This is a genomic window from Acidisarcina polymorpha (assembly GCF_003330725.1).
GTDB lineage: Bacteria > Acidobacteriota > Terriglobia > Terriglobales > Acidobacteriaceae > Acidisarcina > Acidisarcina polymorpha.
The window spans coordinates 3853295-3874091 of record NZ_CP030840.1; the positions used below are offsets into that span (position 1 = coordinate 3853295).

Sequence of the window (20797 nt, forward strand, 5' to 3'; positions counted from 1 at the left end):
GCGCAACTGAAAGCCAGGCGGTCTATATCCTGCTACCATCGAATGAAGTGCGTTTATGAGTCCACAAGAGATCGTCATCAAGCTGTTTCAATTTGCAATTCTCCTGTTCGCGTTGAGCCTCCATGAGGCTTCGCACGCCTGGATGGCTTCGCGGTTGGGCGATCAGACGGCGCGCATGCTTGGCCGAGTCACCCTGAATCCAATCAAGCATATCGATCCGATCGGCACGCTTCTTTTCCCCTTAATTGCGATGTTCTCTGGAATTCCTCTGCTCGGTTGGGCGAAGCCGACGCCGGTAACCGGACGTAATTTCAGGAATTATAAGCGTGACGATATTCTGGTGACGCTCGCCGGCCCGTGCAGCAATCTGCTGGCGGCCTTTGCCTTCGTAATCCTGCTGGTGGTGATCGCGAAGACCTCGCAGCTTGGCAATGATGTCGTGCACCAGGTGGCATCGGGCCAAATTAACGTCTTTCAAAGCACCATCATGCTGCCGGTCGTGCTGTTCTGCTACTTTGGCATCATCATCAATCTCTTCCTGACGGCCTTCAACCTGCTGCCGCTTCCGCCGCTCGACGGCAGCCACATCTTCCGGCACATGCTGCCGTATAGCTGGACGGCGATGTACGATCGGCTCGGCATGATCAGCCTCTTCCTGATGATCTTCTTCGGGGGCCGGGTGGTCGGATTCGTGGTGAGCCCAGTGCTCTTCGCAATTCGATCCATGTTGTTTTCGCTCTAGGCTGGTCGTCCAGGGTTAGTGAACTCGGCGGTGCTTCGCGAACCTGGGGCGCCCGCTCCGATTCCGTACAATAGGACGAGTGCCAGAGGCCAGAATCCTTTCTCTGGGCGCGGTGACTTTCTTGTGGTTGCAAGGACTTGAGTGACGACTTCTTCTGAAACATCTTTGAGCGATGCAAGCCTGGCGGCTGAATCCGGTAACAGAAAGCGCGTGCTGAGTGGCATGCGGCCGACCGGCAAGCTGCACCTGGGCAACTATATGGGCGCGCTGCATAACTGGGTCGGCATGCAGGACGAGTACGAATGCTACTTCTTCATCGCCGACTATCATGCGCTCACGACCGACTATGCTGATCCCTCCAGCGTAAAGCAGAACACGCTTGAAGTGGGCATGGACTTTCTGGCCGCCGGCCTCGATCCCGAGCGCAGCGCACTGTTTATTCAGAGCCACGTCGTGCAGCATGCCGAACTGCACTTGCTATTGTCCATGATCACCTCTCTGGGATGGTTGGAGCGCGTTCCTTCTTATAAGGAGCAGCAGGAGAACATTGTCGGCAAGGACCTGACGACTTATGGATTTCTCGGTTATCCGCTATTGCAGTCGGCAGACATTCTTGTGTATCAGCCGCAATTTGTGCCGGTCGGACAGGATCAGGCCGCGCACGTCGAGCTGACACGGGAGATTGCGAGGCGGTTTAACGGCTACTACTGTGGAAAGAAATCCGAAGATTTGAGTGAGGTTCTTCCCGAACCACAAGCCCTGCTGACTCCATCCCCAAAGCTTCCTGGCACGGATGGCCGCAAGATGTCCAAGAGCTACGGAAATTTCATTCTGCTCACCGATCCCGAAGATGAAATCCGCAAGAAACTGAAGACCATGGTGACCGACCCGGCGCGAGTGCGGCGGAGCGATCCCGGCAATCCCGACAAGTGTCCGGTTGGCGACCTGCATAAGGTCTTTTCGAGTCCGGAGACACTCGCTAAAGTGTACGAAGGCTGCACCACTGCCGGCATCGGCTGTATCGAGTGCAAAGGCTGGGCCGCCGATTCGATCGTGGCCGCGTTGAGGCCAATTCAGGAACGGCGTAGACCTTTTGAAGAGAATCCCGAGCTGGTTTGGGAGATCCTCGAAGATGGGGGAGCCAAGGCAAGAAAGCGCGCCGAGCAGACGATGGTTGAGGTCCGCGAGGTGATGGGGCTTTCGCCGCGGCGCCGAGGCTCGATCGGCACATGACCGAAGCAAACGCCAACCCGAATGCGGCTGCCAGAGTAGACGCGAAAGCGCCCTATGAGAAGACCGCCTCCGACCTGAAGAAGGAGGCAGCGAACGTTTCGCCGTTTTCGGTGAGCGTGGGTCAGGTCTACGACGGTCCTCTCGATCTGCTGCTGGACCTCATTCGCAAGCAAGACATCGACATCTACGACATACCCATCGCGAAGATTACTGCGCAGTTCCTCTCCTACGTCGAAGGATTGAAGCAGACCGACATCGATGTTGCCGGCGAGTTCATCTACACCGCCTCGCTGCTGATTCATATCAAGAGCAAGATGCTGCTGCCGCGATCACCAGCGGAATCGGGCGACGCCGAGACTGAAGATCCTCGCCGTGAACTGGTGGAGCGGCTGCTTGAACACGAACGCTTCAAGAATGCGGCGCAGATGCTGGCGCAAAAGCAGCAGATCGAGAACGCGACCTGGAGCAACCCGCAGATGCGCGAGTTCCTCAACGCTGATGGCCCAGGGCAGGACATTGTCCAGGAGATCGCCGCTGACACCGTGGATCTGGTCCGCGTCTTTCGGCAAGTCCTGGAGCGGGCGCGAACTCGCCCTGTCCTCGATGTCGAGGAAGACACGGTGACCGTGGGAAAGATGATCGAGGTTGTGCGCAGGCGATTAGTTATGGAGGACAAGCCCATAGCGCTGCGGCGGCTGCTGGCGAACACCCGCTCTGAGCGCGCCTTGATCTGCATGTTCCTGGCGCTGCTGGAACTCGTGCGGCTGCAGGCGATTCTACTCAGGCAGGAACAGAACTTCAGTGACATCCTGATCAAGAAGCACGCTGATTTCGAAAGTGTACTCAACGCGCGCATGGCCGACGCTCGCGAAGAATGGGATTAGCAGGGCTTTCAGTCGCTGCTCAGGCAGTATTTCATGAGGATCGATCGCCATTGCGGTTTTTCTTGAACGAAGACCCAAGTAAGCGCTTCCTGTGTTGCAATTGAGCTATGGCAGAGTCTGTACAGAGTCTTCCCCGGAAGAATATTCTGACGCACACCCCTTTGATGGCGCTGGCAGTCGCCGCCTTCGGCATTGGAACTTCGGAATTCATCATCATGGGACTGCTGCCGAACTTGGCGGACAGCTTTCAGGTGAGCATCCCCAAGGCCGGCATATTGGTCACGGCTTATGCGCTGAGCGTCACCGTGGGATCGCCGGTGGTGGCGTTGGCGACTGCGAGGTTAGAGCGCAAACGGGCTCTACTCCTGCTGCTGGGCGTCTTCATCCTGGGTAATCTCGCCTGTGCAGCGGCTCCGACGTACAACATGTTGTTTTTAGCGCGGGTGTTGACGGCGCTTTCGCACGGCGCGTTCTTTGGCATTGGCAGCGTGGTCGCTTCGAACCTGGTCGCGAGCAACCAGCGGGCGCAAGCCATCGCGATAATGTTTTCGGGGCTGACGTTGGCCAATGTCCTGGGAGTGCCGGCGGGAACCGCTCTGGGACAGGCATTTGGTTGGCGGGCTTCCTTCTGGGCGATTGTGCCGATTGGGTTGATCGCTGCCGTGGCGGTTTTCTGGCTGGTTCCAAGGCAGCCAAAGGTCAGCAGTGAACTCATCCACGAATTTCGTGTCTTGCGGAATCCGCGAGTGCTGCTGGTGCTGGCGATGAGCGTCCTCGGCTCGGCGTCGCTGTTCTGCGTCTTCACTTACATCGCGCCCACGCTCGAGAAGGTTACGGCGATCTCTCCCCATGGGGTGACGCTGGTGCTCCTGCTCTTTGGCATCGGCATCACGGTTGGTAACCTGGCGGGTGGCGCGTTAAGCGACTGGCGGCCGATGCGTTTCCTGGTGATGTCGCTCCTGGCGCTCTTGCTGGCGCTAACCTGTCTCTATTTCGCCGAGCCATTCGCGGTGCCGATGGTGGTCTCGGTCCTGGTTTGGGGGGCGCTGGTGTTTGCGGCGGGAACCCCGCTGCAGGCGCGTATCGTCGAACAAGCATCGGCTGCGCCAAACCTCGCCTCGACGCTAAACCAGGGCGCGTTCAACCTGGGCAATGCGAGTGGAGCGACCTTGGGCGGCGCGCTGCTCACGGCGGGGTTCAGCTATCGGCAACTCCCGATTGCGAGCGGGATCGTGACCGTCTGCATGCTCGTGCTGGCGCTATGGTCGGCCCATCTGGATCGAAAGCATCGGGTGGCGTTGGAAGCCGGCGAATTGACGCTTGGCTAGAACACCCAAATCGGAGTGAGTCGGAACTCAAAGCCGATTCTTTCTCGATGAGTGACTCTGCGGCTGTATTATCCCGCTTGCGGGACACCGACAGCGATGCGGCCAAAAGAGTGGCTGTATCCCGGTAGCCTTTGCGGTAAACTTTCGCTGACTCTTGCTTGCGGAGGCGCCTGTGCGAAGAGTTGTGATTCTTTCCAGTGTATTGTGGCTCGGTGCTTTGATGTCCGCGCCCGTTTCTTACGGGCAGGTGGCGCAGGGATCGATCGAGCATCCTTATCGAGGTGTTCAGACGAGAGTGCCGGGAGTCTTTGTGACGCCGGTTCCCAACGCACCGTTCTCGGCGGTCGTCGACATCCAGACGACGGTGGAACTGGACAACGGCCAGACTGCGATGCGCAAGACGACGAACCGGATCGCCCGCGACGCGCAGGGACGAATTTACAATGAGCGGCGGCAGTTGGTGCCGGTTACATTTGCAGGGGAGCCGTCCTTGTTGTCCGTTCATCTCTACGATCCGCAGACGCGGATGAGCGTCTTTCTCATTCCTTCTACCCATCTCGCCCATGAGATGGTGCTTCAACAGAGACCTCAAGAGCCGTCGCATCCATTGTCTCCAGAGATAAAGGAGGAAGATCTGGGCAGCAGCGTGATGGAAGCGGTCGCGGTCCACGGCATCCTGCAGACGAAGACGGTGACCGCCGCAGTGAGCACCACCGGCAAGCCGTTGATGATCAAGGACCAATACTGGTATTCCGAGGATCTGCACTTAAACATGCTCATGAAGCATGAAGACCCTCGCACCGGCGCGCAGATTATTTCGGTGACCCAAGTGAAGCGTGGCGAGCCGGATCCAAAGTTGTTCGAGGTGCCTGCGGGGTATAAGGCGGTCGATGAGACTCCGGTGCAGTGAGCGACCTTGCAGCAGACTAGACAACCACACTCTCCCGGTATTCGCCGAACACCTTCCGCATCGCCCCAGCGATCTCGCCAACGGTAGCGCAGCTTTCTACGGCTTCTAGAATCGCCGGCATCAGGTTGGCTCCATTGCGGGCGGCATCTGTCACAGCGTCGATTGCAGATTGACAACGCTGCTGGTTCCGGCGAAGCCGCAGGGCGCGAACTCTATCCACCTGCTGGCGTTCCAGGTTCTCGTCAATTGTTTGTGTGGGGATGTCCGGGTCTTCTTCTTGGGAGTAGCGATTGACTCCGACGACGACTACTTCTCCGGAGTCGACTTGTTGCTGGTGACGATAAGCGGCGTTCTGGATCTCCTGCTGCACCCAGCCTCGTTCGATCGCCTTTAACATGCCGCTCATGGCTTCTATCTGGGCAAAGTACTCCTGCACCTGGCGCTCAATGTCGTTAGTTAACGACTCGAGGAAATAAGAGCCGGCGAGGGGATCGATGCTTTGCGCGACTCCGGACTCGTGGGCGAGGATCTGCTGAGTGCGGAGGGCGATGCGGGCGGCCTCCTCGGTAGGGAGGGCCAGGGCTTCGTCGTAGCCATTGGTGTGCAGGGATTGCGTGCCTCCAAGCACCGCCGCAAGCGCTTGCAGCGTGGTGCGGACGATGTTGTTCTCAGGTTGCTGTGCGGTGAGTGTCGAACCGGCCGTCTGGGTGTGGAAGCGGAGCATCCAGGAGCGCGGATTCTTGGCGGCGAAGCGGTCGCGCATGATGTGCGCCCAGAGGCGGCGAGCGGCGCGGAACTTGGCTATCTCTTCGAAAAGATCGTTATGCGCATTAAAGAAGAAGGAGAGGCGCGGCGCAAAAGCGTCGATCTCCATGCCGGCATCGAGGGCGGTTTGGACGTAGGCGATCGCGTTGGCCAGGGTGAAGGCGAGTTCTTGCGCGGCGGTCGAGCCAGCTTCGCGCATGTGGTAGCCGGAGATGGAGATGGTGTTCCATTCAGGCACGTTTGTCGTGGTCCAGGCGAGCATGTCGGTGACGATGCGCAGCGCGTGATGTACCGGGTAGATGTAGGTGCCGCGAGCGATGTATTCCTTCAAGACGTCATTTTGTACAGTACCGGAGAGTTTTCCGAGGGGGATGTTGTGTCGTCTAGCAACAGCAACGTAGAGAGCAAGCAGGATGCTGGCCGTCGAGTTGATGGTCATCGAGGTGGAGATTTTGTCCAGGGGGATGCCGGCGAAGAGCCGCTCCATGTCTTCGATGGAGTCAATAGCGACGCCGACTTTGCCGACTTCGCCGAGCGCCATCGGATCATCGGAGTCGTACCCGATCTGGGTGGGGAGATCGAATGCCACGGAGAGCCCGGCGGTGCCGTTGGCGAGCAAAAACTTGTAGCGTAGGTTCGAGGCCTCGGCATCGCCCATTCCGGCATATTGGCGCATGGTCCACAGCCGGCCGCGGTACATGGTGGGCTGGATGCCACGTGTGTAGGGAAATTGACCCGGCTCCCCTAAATCCCGGTGTGGATCGAAATTAGCGTCGTCAAGATCTTGCTGGGTGAAGAAGGGCTGGTCACGCATCACCGCGCACCATAGCAGATTTATCTGCGACTTAAAACCGAGCTACCGCTCTGCTCGGCGTGCGCGATTCTTCTGCTCTTTGCGCCGGGCCTTGAAGAACTGGCTGAACGTGAAGGCGGCAAAGAGGACGGTCAAGACCGAATAGATGAGAAAGTGGGTGTGGTCGGGGCCGCTTTTGTAAGAAAAACGAAATTTGTAGACGTTCTGCGCGAAGAAAAGGAAAAACAAGGCGAAGAACAAGCCAGTGATCTCCAGCCAAAGGACGCCGCCGGTATGGGCCATTGGCCCCCAGACCGCCTCGCCGAACCGTTTGGCGCCGCGAGCTACTCCTTTTGCCTTGGCTGCAGCCTGGATTGTGGCTGGAGTTGAGATGGGTTGTTTTCTCGAGTATGACCCCTGACCGACTGATGCCGGGGCGTTCACCGCTGAAGGCGCAGGGGTTGCGGTAGCCCGCTGCTGGACTGCTTTTGCGGCAAGTCGAAGGCCAATCCCTAATTTTCGCCCAAAAGTTTCCGCAGCCATGTGGGAATTTTATCAGTGGGACAGGATTCTTTTCTGGTGAGGACGATTCGGATTGCGGTGCTGGATCATCAGAAGTAAGGTAGTGAAAATATATGTCTGTCCGGGGTCGCGCCCGGCAGGCGGAAATGGGGCTGGCCATTGAATAAGCGCCTGCGGGGTTTGATTCAAAAACTGGGGGAGGCGATCCATGAAACCGTTTCGGAATCAGAGGACATTGCCAGCGTCGTGCAGGATATCCGCAAGCAGGGATTTGACGTGCTCCTGATGTTAGAGGCGACCATCGGCCTGAACGAAGTGGAGCAGCAACCCGGCGCGATCCTGCCGCCATCCAAGCGTCTTGGCTCAGGCAATACCACGCCGGCTGAGGGCGAGGGCGCGGACGGAGAAGTAGTGAACGTGGGTGAGTTCACACTTCAGGATGTAAGCTTCCTGCGTTCCCTCCGGATCGCGGTTGAGGGTGAGAGTGCGGGAGACTCCCAGACCGAGGCATAGCGGTCCGGGTGAAAGAAATCTGGGGATGTGGTCCGATGCGTGAAGCCATGCATTGACCGTACATGATACGGGTTGCATTCGTGTGCTACACTCGCTCGTTCCGTAAGAGAACGAGAATGTCTGGCGGAAATCGAATTTTCGAATAGTGAGCAGATATGCAGGGGCGTGGCAACAGCATGAGGGATACGCTTGGAGTTCTATTAGCTGGCGGCGCTGGAGAACGGCTATTTCCGTTGACTCGCGACCGGGCGAAGCCAGCCGTCCCGTTTGGCGGACACTATCGAATCATCGACATCACGCTCTCTAACTGCATCAACTCGGGTCTGCGGCGGGTTTATATTCTCACGCAGTACAAAGCGCTTTCGCTGAATCGCCACATCCGCGAAGGCTGGACGGGAATCGTGGCCCAGGAACTCGGTGAGTTCATCGAGATCTTGCCGCCTATGCAGCGAGTGAGCGCCAACTGGTACATGGGCACGGCAGATGCTGTCTACCAGAATATTTACTCGATCGGAGCTGAGCAGCCCAAGCACGTGCTCATTCTTTCCGGCGACCACATCTACAAAATGGATTACAGCAAGATGCTGGAGCACCACGTCGACTCCGGCGCGGACGTGACCCTGGCGACGTTGCCGGTTCGACCAGACGAAGTGAAACGATTTGGCGTAGTGGAAGTCGGCAAGAACGGCGAGGTGGTTGGCTTCTTAGAGAAGCCGACGAGTACCGAGCTGCGTTCACCGTTCAATCCAGAAATGGTCGATGCGTCGATGGGCATCTACATCTTCAACACGGATGTCCTGTTGCCCGCCCTGATCAAAGATTCCGAGGACCCCGACTCGAAACATGATTTTGGCCATAACATCCTGCCGGCGATCTTAGGCCAGTACAAGATGACGGCCTACAATTTCGTCGATGAAAATAAAAAAGAGACCCTCTATTGGCGGGATGTAGGCACACTCGATGCCTATTACGATGCGAATATGGATGTGTCTTCGGTCTCGCCAATGTTCAACTTGTATGACGCGAGTTGGCCGATGCGGACGCGGGTACGGCAATATCCGCCGGCGAAATTTGTCTTTGGCGAGCCGGGGCGCACGGGAATGGCGATCAACTCCACGATCTCCGCGGGCTGCATTGTTTCAGGAGCGGTGGTGCGGAACAGCGTGCTTTCTCAGGATGTCCGCATCAACTCATTCTCGGAAGTCGATTCGAGCATTATCTTCTCGCATGTCGACATCGGACGGCATTGCCGCATCAAGCGGGCGATCATCGATCGCGACGTCCATATTCCGGAAGGAACGGTGATCGGCTATGACCAGAACGAGGATCGGCGGAATTATTTTGTGACGCCCTCGGGACTGACCGTGGTCGCTCGGGATTACTCGCTCTACGAGAGTCCGGTTTCTCCGGAATTCATGCGGCAGGGCTAAGGCTTTCGGCAGAGGCAGCAGTTTAGCTCAGGCATGTTGAGGGAGCTTAGAATTTCTTTCTACCGCTATCGCCACCGAGGCCAACTCGGTGCTGCTGCAGACTTAAGGGTTCGACGGGCGAAACCATAAGACTTACCTGTTCATTCGTTGCCGATCGATCCTACGCCCCGGCGACATCTCGCTCTTCGTGGAATCGAGGCCGCACAGTGCGATAGTGCCGCGTAGCCGCCTCTCTGGGCTACGTGTGCGGATGAAACTTCGAACCTCATAGCTTCGAACAATTCATGCTTATACGAATTCATGATTGACAACAAGTGAGTCTCTTCGCGACAGATGCGAATCCATTGTGACAGCTAATCGCGCTACACCGAATTACGTTCAAGGAGCGAAGCCATGCCACTACCCAATGATGAGAAATTACTAGCGCTGAGCCATGACTTGATCCAACAGTTCGACGCCATCTTTGGTGAACATCCGGGCTTTCGACCGGCACACGCCAAGGGCACGATGTTTACTGGGACATTCACTCCTTCGCCAGGGGCCGCCACCTTGACTCGTGCTCCCCACATCGCTCGCAGCTCTACGCCGGTAACTGTCCGTTTTTCCAACTCCACGGGAGTTCCCCTCATTCCGGACAACGATCCGAATGCCAATCCTCGCGGCATGGCCATCCGCTTCAACTTGGCCGCCCACGTTCACACCGACATTGTGAGTCACTCATCGGACGGCTTTCCGACGCACACCGGCCAGGAGTTTTTGGAGCTTTTACGGGCGATCGCGACCAGCGATGTGACCAACATTCCGGCTTCTCCGCTGGGGGCATTCTTAGCGTCACACCCAGCCGCGCTTGCGTACGTGCAGACGCCGAAGCCGGCGCCGGTGAGCTTTGCGACTGAGACATATTATGGCGTAACTGCCTTCCGCTTCATCAACGCCGACGGCGCCTCCCGCTTTGGCCGCTACCGAATAGTTCCCGCAGCCGGCAACCAACACCTTGACGATGCAGTTGTTGCTTCCAAAGGTCCAGACTACCTGTTCGACGAGATTAAGAGCAGGATTGGCTCGGGACCGGTCGAGTACAAGATCCTGGTGCAGCTTGCTAACGACGGAGATACCGTCGATGACGCAACGATTCACTGGCCGGAAGATCGAACGTTGCTCGAGTTGGGAACGATTGCCCTGACCGCACCAGTAGCTGATAGCGACCACGAACAGAAGCAGATCATCTTCGATCCCATACCCAGGATTGAGGGAATTGAGCCGTCGGGGGACCCTCTGCTGGAAGTGCGAGCGGCCGTTTACCTCATCAGTGGACGTCGTCGCCGGGCAGCTCCCGAGGCGGGATAGAACTTCCTAGACATTTCTTCGACGTTCTTTCGATTGCCATAGCGGTTTTTCCTCCAGAAAACGGCTGTCGGGGTCTTCGCTAATATGGCACGTCGACTTGAACTGTGGACCCGTTCGATTTCGCGCCGAGATGAGCACTTGTCCGCCGTTCCCTTAAGACTTGCTTCCTTGTATTACTCACTGAGAGCAAATTTTGTTTGAAGAGGCCTAGAAATTCTCGAACACTGTGCATATAGGTAACAGTGTTTAGTGAACAGTGTTAAGCAGGGGATCATGACAGTCCAAGAGCGGCGAGCGCGGGAGCGAGTGGAGATTCGGGAGTTGATTCTGGATGCGGCCCGCGAGTTATTCGTCGAGCAGGGGTATGAAGGTGTATCGATGCGCAAAGTGGCGCGCAGGATTGACTATTCGCCTACCGCCATCTATCTCCATTTCGCAGATAAAGAGGCGCTTTTTAAGGAACTATGTGGGCGAGACTTTGCCGCACTGGCGGCCGTTTTTCAAGAGCTCTCGACGATTCGCAATCCGAAGGAACGCCTCACAGCCTGTGGGCGAGCGTACATCGAGTTTGCCGTTGCGCACCCCAACCACTACCGATTGATGTTCATGACGCCGATGAACCTTCCGGTCGGCGAGGAAGAACTGAAGAATAGGGGCAATCCCGATCAGAACGCCTATGCCTACGTGCGGTCGCTTCTGGTCGAATGCATGCGGGAGGGGTTGTTCCGCTTGGAACTGACGGATGCCGATCTCATGGCCCAGACAATCTGGGCGGCAGTGCACGGAGTGGCAGCACTCGAAATAACGCAGTGCAAGGCAGACGCCATCGATTGGCGTTCGCTCCGGGAGCGCAGCGATCTTATGCTGGAGGCGATCATGCATGGCATGGCCCGCACCAGTGAGCACTTGCCCGACCTCACGAAGACGCCCTAAGGGAAAGTGAAGTGAGCCATGCCCCCGATCGCAAGACGGAACCTCTTTCACGATAAAGTCCGACTTATTGTCACCCTAACGGGTATCACCTTTGCCGTGGTGCTGATGGTCGTGGAGCTGGGGCTGTTCCTCGGATTTAGTACTACTACGACGGGCCTGATCGATCATTCGGGCGCCGATCTTTGGGTCGCGTCGCAGCGCATTCCCTACATCGAACAGGGCGGCATTTTCAGCGAACGCAAGCTTTACCAGGTGCGGGCAACGCCGGGTGTCTCGTCGGCAGAGAAGTACATTGCACGATTCGGCAGCTGAAAACGGCCAGATGGCGGCCTCGAGAGCGTGCAAGTAGTGGGCTTCAATGTAGATCAGAAGATGGGGGCGCCATGGAACGTTGTCAGCGGGAATACTGCAGACCTGAAGGCTCCGGACGCGGCGATGATCGATGAGCTTTATAAGGACAAGCTCGGTCTGAAGCAGCTAGGACAGGTCGTCGAGATCAATGGCCATCGCGTGCGAGTGGTCGGGTTCACTCATGGCATCCGGTCATTTACGACTTCGCCGTATGTGTTCATGACCTTCAAGAACGCGCAGCAGGTAGCCAACTTGAAGGAGCCGGATACAGTCTTCATTCTCATCAAGGCGGCTCCCGGCATTGGCCTTGAAGCCCTGCGGGAGAGCTTGCAGCGGAGATTGCGCGACGTAGACGTGCTGACCACGAAACGGTTTAGTGCGATGACGCGAGGATATTGGATGTTCACCACAGGAGCGGGGGTTTCGGTGCTGATCGCCGCGGCGCTCGGACTCGTAGTTGGCATTGTGGTCGTCACCCAGACCATCTATGCAACGACCGTGGATCATCTGCGCGAGTACGGGACGCTGAAGGCGATGGGCGCGCCGAACAGCTATATCTACCGGATCATTCTGGAGCAGGCCGCAATTGCGGCGGTGCTCGGCTACGCGCAGGGAATGATGGTGAGCCTGGTGGTGGTGCATGGCGGAACGACCGGCGGCGCGGCAATCATCCTGACATGGCAATCGGCCTTGGTGATGTTTTTTCTTACCGGAGCCATGTGCCTGATTGCGGCGACGGTCTCGATTCAGAAGGTGCTGACGATCGATCCGGCAATGGTGTTCAAGAACTGAGTGACGTATCCCGTAACAGAAAGAGTTGGCTATGCAACCAGCGATTCGGGTTCGAGGAGTCAGCAAGGTCTATTCCGAGGGATCAATGCGTGTATCGGCGCTAGAGGAGATTGATCTCGACGTCTGCAGCGGAGAAGTGCTGCTTCTCATGGGTCCCTCGGGCAGCGGCAAGACCACGCTCTTGTCGATCATGGGCTGCATTCTGCGGCCGACTTCAGGAAGTGTGCGGGTCGCTGGAATCGAAACGACAACGATGAGCCAGCGAGACTTGCCGGCGGTCCGGCTGCAGCATATTGGTTTTGTCTTCCAGGCCTTCAATCTTTTTCCGACGTTGACGGTGAGTGAAAACGTCGAAGTGGCCCTCGATTTAAAGGGCATCCGAGGGCAACGGGCTAGAAGGCAGGCTCGAGAGCTGCTCGCGGAAGTCGGGCTTTCAGAGAAAGTCAATACGCTACCCGCCGATTTGAGCGGCGGACAGAAGCAGCGGGTCGCATTGGCACGGGCCTTGGCCGGAGACCCGGAAGTGCTGCTGGCTGACGAACCGACAGCGGCGCTGGATTCTCATACCGGGCGGACGGTGATGCAATTGATGTGCGATCTGGCTCACCAGCGGGATAGAGCTGTCGCGATCGTGACCCACGATAACCGAATTCTGGACATGGGCGACCGGATCGTCCGCATCGAGGACGGGCGGATCGTGGCTACTCAGAACGTGCAAGGTCTTCTGTCACAGTGTTCGTCACAAACATCGAATACGCATTCGGAGAGCGCGGATGCCGCTTATACGGGGGCAGTATGAAAAGACAATATTGGATGTTAGGGGGGGTCGGCTTGGTTGCGGCTGCAGTTGCGGTCAATGGCTTTCAGCGGTCAGGACAAGTCAAGGCCGCTTCCGTCAAAAGTGGACAGCATGCAGAAGTCAGTATGGCGGGAAGCCGGTATGTTGCTGGGCCGGGGAAGGTCGAGCCAGTCTCCGAAGACATCAAGGTTGGATCGGAGTTGAGTGGAAAACTGAAGCAGGTCTTGGTTGAAGAGGGCGACCTCGTTCACCGCGGCCAGATAGTGGCGGAGCTAGAGAATGCTGACTATCGGGCAGCGATTTTGTCCGCCGAAGCAACCGTTGAGCAACGTGAGGCCGAATTGCGGAAGGTGATCAATGGCGCCCGCACGCAGGAGCGGAGAGAGGCTTATGCCACGGTCGAACAGAACAAGGCGGTCATGGAAAATGCTAAGGCGGAGATGGACCGTCGCAACCAGCTTTTCGACGCCGGCATTGTCTCCCGCGAGGATCAGGAGCGATATGTCCGCCAATATGACGTAGCGCTGGCGAATTACAACGAAGCTTTTCAACATCACTCGCTGGTCGACGATAAGCCCCGCGAAGAAGACCGGGCGGCAGCGGAGGCGGCGCTGGCGCTTACCAAAGCAGAGGCTTCGGAAGCGCGGGCGAAATATGAGAAGACGTTGATCCGGTCGCCGATTGATGGAGTTGTATTGCGCAAGCACCATCGTTCGGGAGAGAGCGTGAGTAATTCTTCAACCGTGCCCGATCCTATCGTGACGATTGGAGATAACTCCGTCCTCCGGGTTCGAATGGATGTGGACGAGACCGATGTCGCCAAAGTGAAGGTTGGGCAACCTGCTTATGTCACCGCCGACGCTTATGGAGGAGAAAGATTTCAGGGCCATGTCATTCGGGTCGGCAAGGAGTTAGGAAGAAAGAACGTGCAGACCGATGAACCTACAGAGAAGGTCGATACAAAGATCCTGGAAACGCTCATCCAGTTAGATTCGGGGGCAGATCTGCCGGTCGGTCTACGGGTGGACGCTTTTGTGCATACAGGAGGGAATGCACAATGAATACGGAGACTGCCGGGATGCGCGTCGATGTTCTTCTCCGCGGCGAAGGCTTGATCGCTTTGGTGGTGAGTTGCGTGGCCTTTGGTTCTTTATATCCCGGCAAATGGTGGCTCTTTTTCTTATGGTTCCTTGCTCCGGATATCGCCTTGCTTGGATATCTTGGACAAAAGAAGGAAGCGACTTCGCGGCCCGCTGCGGTGATTTTTTATAACATCGTACACACCTACATCTTGCCGCTCTTGCTCGGGCTGTTGGCGTGGAAGTATCAATCCGGGGTCGCGGGACAGGCATCTTTGATCTGGCTCTCGCATATCAGTTTCGACCGGCTACTGGGATATGGTTTGAAGTCCCCGGGCAATTTTAGCCGGACCCACATCCAAGCGTCAGCTATGTCTTGACTGCAGGGCAAGCGGGCGAGTCCGCGGGGACTTTGTGATAGGCTGACGCCAGCATGGACAATCGACCCGAATCCCCACTGACGCGCGGCTACAACGCGCGTAGAGAAAACCGCCTTGAGGACGCGAAAGAAGCCTTCACGGAGGCAGTTTCTCTTTACCGAAAGTCCAACAACCCGCGTCTGCTCGCGCAATCGTTGACCAATCTGGGAGCAACGGAAAGAGACCTGGGAGCGACCGAAGGTGCGCGGGAATGCTACGAAGAAGCGACGGCGCTCTTTCGCACGGTGAACGATCCGTTGAGCCTTGCGCAGACGGTGCGCCATGTGGGCGACATCCTTCGCGAGGAAGGAAGGTTGGCGCCGGCGGAACCCCATTACCGGGAAGCCCTTGATATTTACTGCGGCCAGGAAGATACGCCTCCGCTCGATTTGGCAAATGCGATTCGCGGATTTGCGCTTCTTCAACAAGAGACTGGGCACCGGGAAGAAGCGCTCGAACTCTGGCAAGAGGCGCGGGAGCTTTATGCGTATGTGGAAGTGGACGCCGGTGTAGCGGAGAGCGATGAGCAAATAGGCAAGCTGACAGTGGCTGAAACGCGCTGAGTTCTCAAGAGGCGCATGCCAGCGATTGCCGGCGATGTTGCTTGCTGGTTGCTTCGACGGTAGACTGAAAAGAGTGTCGGCGACCGCGGAGAGGTGGCAGAGCCCGGTTGAATGCAGCTGACTCGAAATCAGCCATACCTTTACGGGTATCGGGAGTTCGAATCTCCCCCTCTCCGCCAATCAATCAGTTTTAGTGTTCTCGACCTACCGACACCAACCACCTTCCAGATGTGGTCGTTGAGCAGCGGTCTACAACGCACACTCGTGCGTAAACCGAATTCTAAGCACCCCGCCGCAGAGCGGGCTTACGGTTGACATTCGACGCGAATCAGCGCATCGTTTCTCCACGCTTCGAGAGCCGTCGACTACAACGGCCAAATCCTTCCGGTAACAACCCATTGCGAGGCAGTCGCGCAGCGTTTCGCTGCCGCTCTCCTTAACCCCCAAAAGGAGCTATTGTGAAATCTTCTCTTCCAGTCGCGTTCACTCTCTTAGCCATCAGCCAGATTGCAGCCTCCGGACAGGGGACCGATCCCTCCGCGGCAAGCTCCGGACAAAGCCATATTCAAACCTCTGGCGGAGTGTCTACGCCGGCCACCAACTACGGCAAGTTGCCATTAAGTTTTGAAGGGAATCAGGGACAGACCGATTCTCAGGTTCGGTTCCTCTCCCGCGGCCAAGGATATTCGTTGTTTCTCACCGACACATCTGCGGTCCTCGCCTTGACCAAAAGAGATCCGGCCAGCCCGAAGCTGGATCGCCTTCACGGCCAGCTTCGGAACGTGCCAGCCAAGGCGAAAGCCGCTGAAACCGATGTGGTGCGGATGGAGCTTGCCGGCGTTGCACATGGATTGCGGGTCGATGGAGCAGATCCGTTGCCGGGGAAAAACAACTATTTCCTCAGTAGCGACCGGACAAAATGGCGGACGGATGTGCCAACTTACGCCAAGGTCAAGTACAGCGGCGTCTATCCGGGCGTCGATCTGGTCTACTACGGCAACCACCAGCAGCTGGAATTCGACTTCGTAGTCGCGCCACTTGCAGACGTTAAGCCAGTGCGGCTGCATTTTGAGGGGGCTGAAAAGCTCCAGATCGATGCAGACGGTAACTTGACGATCCGCGCGAAGAACGGTGAAGTTGCCTTCCATAAACCGGTGGTCTACCAGTTGAAAGGTGGCCAGCGGGAGGCCGTGGATGGACGGTTCAAATTACTGACGACGAATGATGTGGGCTTCGATCTAAGCCAATATGACCATAGCCGGGAACTGGTGATCGACCCGACATTGGCGTATTCGACCTACTTTGGCGGGAGTGGCTTTACCGAACTCGAGGCTCCGATTACGGCCGACGCGATCGGCAACGTTTACGCTGCCGGGATTACGTACTCGACCGACTTTCCTGCGCAATCCGGTGCGCTTGGAGGCTCGCTGAGTCGCAAATCGGGAGTGATCTTCGTCACCAAGGTGAATCAGGCTGGCTCGGCGATTGACTATACGGCATTTTTCCCTTCCGATGGCGGCACCTATCCTTCTGCGCTTGCGATCGACCCGGCAAGCAATGTCTATGTCACCGGGGGCGCCTCTGCCGGCTTTCCGACAACTGCTGGAGCCTACCAAGAGTGCCCCAACGTAGAGAGCTACTTCGTCCTCAAGCTAAATGCCACGGGGAATGCTTTGGATTATTCGACCTGTTTCACCGCCCAAATCAACGGAGTTGCTGTAGACGGAGCAGGCAATGCTTACCTTACCGGATTGGCAAATGGACAATTCTATCCGCCGAGTTACGTTCCCACGACTCCAGGCGCCTTTCAAACTGCGGCCAAGAATAACGGTGCGAATTCCGCCTTTGTCACTAAGTTGAATCCTGAAGGAACGAATCTCTTGTATTCGACTTACCTCGGAGGCAGTCCTGTGAAGGGGGCAGATTACCGGGGAGACTATGGCCTTGCCATTACCGTAGATGGCGTGGGGCACGCTTTCGTCTGCGGCGGTACCTCGGGCACACACTTTCCGACAACCCCCGGTGCGCTACAAACGACCAATCGCGCTGTCTCCACGGGTGCTAGCTATAGCGGCCAGAACGCCTTTGTCTCTAAATTCAATCTCACGGGCACCGAGCTGATCTACTCCACCTATCTTGGTGGTTCCGCTTCATTCATTGCGCAGTCGCTGTTGTCCGGTGATGTTGCCCATGCCATCGCGGTGGACCAGCAAGGCTACGCTTACGTTGCCGGCGACGCGGTCTCTACAGACTTTCCCGTAACCTCTACTGCATTCCAGAAAGTAAACGATGGCACCGTAGTTGGATTTGTCAGCAAGCTGAATCCGGCGGGCACGGCGCTGGCATACTCTACCTACCTAGGCGGTTCGGAGTTTGCTCCTAAGTCGAGCCTTATCGGTGCACACATCGATGATCTCGGCATTGACGCCCAAGGGGATGCTTTTGTGACTGGGTTCACAACCGCAACGAACTTCCCGGTAACTCCTGACGCCTTCCAGAGTGTCAACCACAGCTCCGGAGGGAACGTCTACTTGACCGGTCTTAATCCGACCGGCTCCTCGCTGGTCTATTCGACTTATCTCGGAGGGAGCGCTAGCGGCTATGACGGGGATTCCCGCTACGGGGTCGGCATCGATGGACTAGGGAATGTGTATCTTGGGGCATTCGCAATCTCGAACGACTTCCCGATTACCAAGGGTGTCTTGGAAACGGAACCGGGCGTTGCGTTCCTCGCGAAATTTGCTCTTCACGGCGCCACAACGACCACGCTCAGCTCCAGTAGCAACCCGGCTCCAGCCGGCAGGAGCGTCACACTGACTGCTGCGGTCGCTCCGGTCGACGGAACCGGAACCCCCACCGGACTGGTGAGCTTCATCGTGGATGGCGTCAATGTGGCGCACGTCCCCCTTGACGGCTCCGGCACTGCTGCCTATGAAACCAGCAGCCTCGTCGTGGGTACTCACCTCGTCAGCGCCAGCTATCTTGGAGACCCGAAGGCCTACTCCTCCAGCGGCGATGGGCTGACCGAGAACATCACCGGCCAGATCGCAGCCCCAACCTTCCCGAAATTAGGCGGCACCTATATCACTCCACTCTCCGTAGCTATTGAGAGTTCTTCGCCGGGCGCGGTCATTCACTACACCACCGATGGAACTCCGCCAACCAGTTCCTCGGCGATATACAAATCCCCGTTCTCTATCGTCTCTACGACTACCGTCAAAGCGATTGCAGTGGAGAGCGGAGATACACAGAGTGCGGTCGCGACGGCCACCTACACCATTGCGCCGGGTAGCATTGCGACGACGACCACGCTTACTTCCTCGAGTAACCCTTCCACCGTTGGAGAATCCGTGAAGTTCACGGCCACGGTTACGGCGGCATCCGGGCCCCCTACCGGCAGCGTGTCCTTTAAGAATGGAAGCGTGATTGTCGGCACGGCTCCGCTGGTCCATGGTGTAGCCAGCTTCAGTATTTCGGGTTTGACGCCGGATGCCCATGCCATCGCTGCTATCTATACCGGCAGCGCTACCGATGCGGCGAGCGGAATGGGCATCACTCAGGAGGTCAACCAGTAAACCCGGCTATCGCAGGTCACTGTGGGTATTCAGCCACGGTGGTCCGGGCGGTTGAAACCGAACACAAGTTAAACAGGACTTATGTGAGCATCGTTATGCGCTTTCAGAAACCGGAGAAGGCGGGCTGAATGCCTAGGGCCGCCCGGAGCGGCTAATTCTTAAAAAAGTTTTTGGCCAGGAAGAGCACATTGGCCGGGCGTTCGGCCAATCGGCGCATGAAGTAGGGATACCATTCGCGGCCGAAGGGGATGTACACGCGGACGCGGTAGCCCTGATCAACCAGGGCGCGCTGGAGGTCGCGGCGAACTCCGTAGAGCATCTGAAACTCGAAGCTGGTTGGATCGATCTTGCGTTCGCGGACGAACTGGCGAGTTGCTTCGATCATGGCCTCATCGTGCGTCGCGATGCCGTGATAGATGCCGCTTCTGACCAGGATCCGCATCAATCGAACGAAGTTGGCGTCGACATCGGCTTTCGAGGGAAAGGCGACTTGGGCCGGTTCCTGGTAAGCGCCCTTGCACAGACGAATGCGAATGCCATCGGCGATCAATTCACAAATGTCCTTTTCGCTGCGGTAGAGGTAGGCCTGAATGACAACGCCGACGTGTCCGGCGTGGGGGCCAGTCGAACTCTGACCCGCATGCAATCCTCGCACGATGTCGAGGGTTGCCTGGGTAAGAGCTGAGCCTTCCATGTCGATGCGAACGAAATTATCGGTCTGAACGGCATGGCCTACGAGTTCTGCTGTGATCCCGGAGGCGAGATCGGGATTGAGTTCGAGCCCCATCTGGGTGAGTTTGACGCTCACATTGGCGTTCAAGCCGCGCTTGCGAATCGCATCCAGAAGTTGGTGATAGATTTCGGCGCTGCGCCTCGCCGCATCCGGGTTTTCTACGTTCTCGCCGAGACTATCGAGGGTGGCGGCAATGCCTTGAGCGTTCAGGGTCTCGGTTGCGCGTAGAGCGTCCTCGATCTCCAGGCCGGCAACGAAGCGGGAGGACAGACGTTGGCCGATGGGCGAAGATTCGGAAAAGCTGCGTAGCCCGGAGTTTCTAGATAGAGCGATAAAGGCAGAGCGAAGGACAGGCATGAATCTCGAAGAACGGCTCCAGCTATTTTCGCATAAGGAAGGGATGGCCATGGCCGATACCTTCCGACGGGAAGAAAACTCCCGCGGCTTGTTTTAGGACAGAAAAAGGGAAGATTCACTGCCGCTCGGCAATGGTCGATAGATGGATGAGAAGCCACTACAGAATTGTCCTTAGAAGTGGGACAAATTGTCCTTAGAGTGGGACAACCCGGGCCTCGCGAAACGTAATCCCATACCATGGTTCTCTCACCAAATCGGTGAATTCCTAGGGTTCGCAAGGAGATATCTTGTAAGGGCCACAGGAACTGGAGCCAGGCGCGGAATGGAGGGTAGGTCTATGGTTGACTATTGCGCGAATCCGAAGTGTATGAAGCCGTTGCATTACTTACGGGAAGGCACAGTGTATATCTTTGATGTGGTTGATTCCGGGATGGACGGCAGCAATCTTCGCGGCCATCGGTTGGAGCATTATTGGCTTTGCGGTGACTGCTGCGAGACGCATTTGCTGGAACGAACTCCCGAGAAGGAGCTCCGGCTTATTCCGAAGCAGTCTTTGCGATATGTGAAGCGTCCGGTAGCGATCAACGAACGTGCTATAGCATCGTAAACGCACGACTGGGCTGGGCTCTTGTGGATTGGTGGCGGCGGATGGAATCGAACCATCGACCTACGGGTTATGAGTCCGTCGCTCTAACCATCTGAGCTACGCCGCCGGGTCGCGGTACCAAG

Annotated in this window: 20 protein-coding genes and 2 tRNA genes; 18 read left to right on the forward strand and 4 right to left on the reverse strand. The window is 57.1% G+C overall.

What is annotated here, in order from left to right; all coding sequences use genetic code 11:
• Positions 1-55: 55 nt before the first annotated feature.
• The 5 genes from ACPOL_RS16410 to ACPOL_RS16430 all read left to right on the forward strand — a co-directional run bounded on the left by ACPOL_RS16410 (position 56) and on the right by ACPOL_RS16430 (position 5097).
• Positions 56-742: a site-2 protease family protein gene (locus tag ACPOL_RS16410; RefSeq protein ID WP_114208005.1), complete on the forward strand. Its 687-nt coding sequence runs from the start codon at positions 56-58 to the stop codon at positions 740-742.
• 141 nt (positions 743-883) lie between these two features.
• On the forward strand, positions 884-1975 hold the full coding sequence (gene trpS, locus ACPOL_RS16415) for a tryptophan--tRNA ligase (RefSeq protein ID WP_114208006.1): 1092 nt from the start codon (positions 884-886) through the stop codon (positions 1973-1975).
• Complete coding sequence (locus ACPOL_RS16420; RefSeq protein ID WP_114208007.1) at positions 1972-2859, forward strand: segregation and condensation protein A; 888 nt, start codon at positions 1972-1974, stop codon at positions 2857-2859. Before trpS ends, ACPOL_RS16420 begins: the two co-directional genes overlap by 4 nt.
• A 107-nt stretch (positions 2860-2966) precedes the next feature.
• Entirely contained in the window at positions 2967-4187 is a 1221-nt protein-coding gene (locus ACPOL_RS16425) for an MFS transporter (protein ID WP_114208008.1), read from the forward strand.
• A gap of 172 nt (positions 4188-4359) precedes the next feature.
• Positions 4360-5097: a hypothetical protein gene (locus tag ACPOL_RS16430; RefSeq protein ID WP_114208009.1), complete on the forward strand. Its 738-nt coding sequence runs from the start codon at positions 4360-4362 to the stop codon at positions 5095-5097.
• Positions 5098-5113: 16 nt separating this feature from the next.
• On the opposite strand, the gene ACPOL_RS16435 is transcribed toward ACPOL_RS16430, so the two are convergent.
• Together ACPOL_RS16435 and ACPOL_RS16440 are read right to left on the reverse strand one after the other, a co-directional pair.
• Positions 5114-6676 carry an acyl-CoA mutase large subunit family protein gene (locus ACPOL_RS16435; RefSeq protein ID WP_114208010.1) on the reverse strand — a complete coding sequence of 521 codons (1563 nt, stop codon included), beginning with the start codon at positions 6674-6676 and terminating at the stop codon, positions 5114-5116.
• Positions 6677-6718: 42 nt separating this feature from the next.
• Complete coding sequence (locus ACPOL_RS16440) at positions 6719-7198, reverse strand: hypothetical protein (protein ID WP_114208011.1); 480 nt, start codon at positions 7196-7198, stop codon at positions 6719-6721.
• A 138-nt stretch (positions 7199-7336) separates the two neighbouring features.
• Between ACPOL_RS16440 and ACPOL_RS16445 the strand changes: the two genes are divergently transcribed.
• The 12 genes from ACPOL_RS16445 to ACPOL_RS16495 all read left to right on the forward strand — a co-directional run bounded on the left by ACPOL_RS16445 (position 7337) and on the right by ACPOL_RS16495 (position 18978).
• Positions 7337-7690, forward strand: coding sequence for a hypothetical protein (locus ACPOL_RS16445; protein WP_114208012.1), 354 nt, complete (start codon positions 7337-7339; stop codon positions 7688-7690).
• Between the two features lie 176 nt (positions 7691-7866).
• A complete protein-coding gene (gene glgC / locus ACPOL_RS16450) occupies positions 7867-9120 on the forward strand; it encodes a glucose-1-phosphate adenylyltransferase (RefSeq protein ID WP_114210868.1) in 1254 nt (417 codons plus the stop codon).
• A 393-nt stretch (positions 9121-9513) separates the two neighbouring features.
• Positions 9514-10467: a catalase family peroxidase gene (locus ACPOL_RS16455; protein WP_114208013.1), complete on the forward strand. Its 954-nt coding sequence runs from the start codon at positions 9514-9516 to the stop codon at positions 10465-10467.
• Between the two features lie 273 nt (positions 10468-10740).
• A complete protein-coding gene (locus ACPOL_RS16460) occupies positions 10741-11400 on the forward strand; it encodes a TetR/AcrR family transcriptional regulator (protein ID WP_114208014.1) in 660 nt (219 codons plus the stop codon).
• An 18-nt stretch (positions 11401-11418) separates the two neighbouring features.
• Positions 11419-11712, forward strand: coding sequence for an ABC transporter permease (locus tag ACPOL_RS34160; RefSeq protein WP_201758852.1), 294 nt, complete (start codon positions 11419-11421; stop codon positions 11710-11712).
• Positions 11713-11739: 27 nt separating this feature from the next.
• Positions 11740-12543: an ABC transporter permease gene (locus tag ACPOL_RS16465; protein WP_201758855.1), complete on the forward strand. Its 804-nt coding sequence runs from the start codon at positions 11740-11742 to the stop codon at positions 12541-12543.
• Between the two features lie 31 nt (positions 12544-12574).
• Positions 12575-13342, forward strand: coding sequence for an ABC transporter ATP-binding protein (locus ACPOL_RS16470; RefSeq protein WP_114208015.1), 768 nt, complete (start codon positions 12575-12577; stop codon positions 13340-13342).
• The gene (locus ACPOL_RS16475) at positions 13339-14403 is read left to right on the forward strand and encodes an HlyD family secretion protein (protein ID WP_114208016.1); all 1065 of its coding nucleotides are present in this window, start codon (positions 13339-13341) and stop codon (positions 14401-14403) included. The genes ACPOL_RS16470 and ACPOL_RS16475 overlap by 4 nt, the downstream gene beginning before the upstream one ends.
• Entirely contained in the window at positions 14400-14801 is a 402-nt protein-coding gene (locus tag ACPOL_RS16480) for a DUF4260 family protein (RefSeq protein WP_114208017.1), read from the forward strand. The genes ACPOL_RS16475 and ACPOL_RS16480 overlap by 4 nt, the downstream gene beginning before the upstream one ends.
• Positions 14802-14854: 53 nt before the next feature.
• A complete protein-coding gene (locus ACPOL_RS16485; protein ID WP_114208018.1) occupies positions 14855-15403 on the forward strand; it encodes a tetratricopeptide repeat protein in 549 nt (182 codons plus the stop codon).
• Between the two features lie 87 nt (positions 15404-15490).
• Positions 15491-15582: transfer RNA gene (locus tag ACPOL_RS16490), tRNA-Ser, on the forward strand.
• A gap of 279 nt (positions 15583-15861) precedes the next feature.
• Positions 15862-18978 (forward strand): DUF7948 domain-containing protein, encoded by a 3117-nt coding sequence (locus ACPOL_RS16495; RefSeq protein WP_114208019.1) that lies wholly within the window; start codon positions 15862-15864, stop codon positions 18976-18978.
• A 151-nt stretch (positions 18979-19129) separates the two neighbouring features.
• On the opposite strand, the gene ACPOL_RS16500 is transcribed toward ACPOL_RS16495, so the two are convergent.
• On the reverse strand, positions 19130-20068 hold the full coding sequence (locus tag ACPOL_RS16500) for a proline dehydrogenase family protein (RefSeq protein ID WP_114208020.1): 939 nt from the start codon (positions 20066-20068) through the stop codon (positions 19130-19132).
• Between the two features lie 337 nt (positions 20069-20405).
• On the opposite strand from ACPOL_RS16500, the gene ACPOL_RS16505 reads away from it, so the two are divergent.
• Complete coding sequence (locus tag ACPOL_RS16505) at positions 20406-20675, forward strand: hypothetical protein (RefSeq protein ID WP_114208021.1); 270 nt, start codon at positions 20406-20408, stop codon at positions 20673-20675.
• A gap of 29 nt (positions 20676-20704) precedes the next feature.
• Here the strand turns inward: ACPOL_RS16505 and ACPOL_RS16510 are convergent.
• Positions 20705-20781, reverse strand: a tRNA-Met gene (locus tag ACPOL_RS16510).
• Between the last annotated feature and the right edge of the window lie 16 nt (positions 20782-20797).

What these genes read in the sequence shown, in the direction of transcription:
- ACPOL_RS16500 (WP_114208020.1), bottom strand. Translation starts at nt 20,068, where the DNA reads ATGCCTGTCCTTCGCTCTGCCTTTATCGCTCTATCTAGAAACTCCGGG.
- ACPOL_RS16435 (WP_114208010.1), bottom strand. Translation starts at nt 6,676, where the DNA reads ATGCGTGACCAGCCCTTCTTCACCCAGCAAGATCTTGACGACGCTAAT.
- ACPOL_RS16425 (WP_114208008.1), top strand. Translation starts at nt 2,967, where the DNA reads ATGGCAGAGTCTGTACAGAGTCTTCCCCGGAAGAATATTCTGACGCAC.
- ACPOL_RS16480 (WP_114208017.1), top strand. Translation starts at nt 14,400, where the DNA reads ATGAATACGGAGACTGCCGGGATGCGCGTCGATGTTCTTCTCCGCGGC.
- ACPOL_RS16460 (WP_114208014.1), top strand. Translation starts at nt 10,741, where the DNA reads ATGACAGTCCAAGAGCGGCGAGCGCGGGAGCGAGTGGAGATTCGGGAG.
- ACPOL_RS16420 (WP_114208007.1), top strand. Translation starts at nt 1,972, where the DNA reads ATGACCGAAGCAAACGCCAACCCGAATGCGGCTGCCAGAGTAGACGCG.
- ACPOL_RS16505 (WP_114208021.1), top strand. Translation starts at nt 20,406, where the DNA reads ATGGTTGACTATTGCGCGAATCCGAAGTGTATGAAGCCGTTGCATTAC.
- ACPOL_RS16440 (WP_114208011.1), bottom strand. Translation starts at nt 7,198, where the DNA reads ATGGCTGCGGAAACTTTTGGGCGAAAATTAGGGATTGGCCTTCGACTT.
- ACPOL_RS16475 (WP_114208016.1), top strand. Translation starts at nt 13,339, where the DNA reads ATGAAAAGACAATATTGGATGTTAGGGGGGGTCGGCTTGGTTGCGGCT.
- ACPOL_RS16470 (WP_114208015.1), top strand. Translation starts at nt 12,575, where the DNA reads ATGCAACCAGCGATTCGGGTTCGAGGAGTCAGCAAGGTCTATTCCGAG.
- ACPOL_RS34160 (WP_201758852.1), top strand. Translation starts at nt 11,419, where the DNA reads ATGCCCCCGATCGCAAGACGGAACCTCTTTCACGATAAAGTCCGACTT.
- ACPOL_RS16455 (WP_114208013.1), top strand. Translation starts at nt 9,514, where the DNA reads ATGCCACTACCCAATGATGAGAAATTACTAGCGCTGAGCCATGACTTG.
- ACPOL_RS16410 (WP_114208005.1), top strand. Translation starts at nt 56, where the DNA reads ATGAGTCCACAAGAGATCGTCATCAAGCTGTTTCAATTTGCAATTCTC.
- ACPOL_RS16485 (WP_114208018.1), top strand. Translation starts at nt 14,855, where the DNA reads ATGGACAATCGACCCGAATCCCCACTGACGCGCGGCTACAACGCGCGT.
- glgC (WP_114210868.1), top strand. Translation starts at nt 7,867, where the DNA reads ATGAGGGATACGCTTGGAGTTCTATTAGCTGGCGGCGCTGGAGAACGG.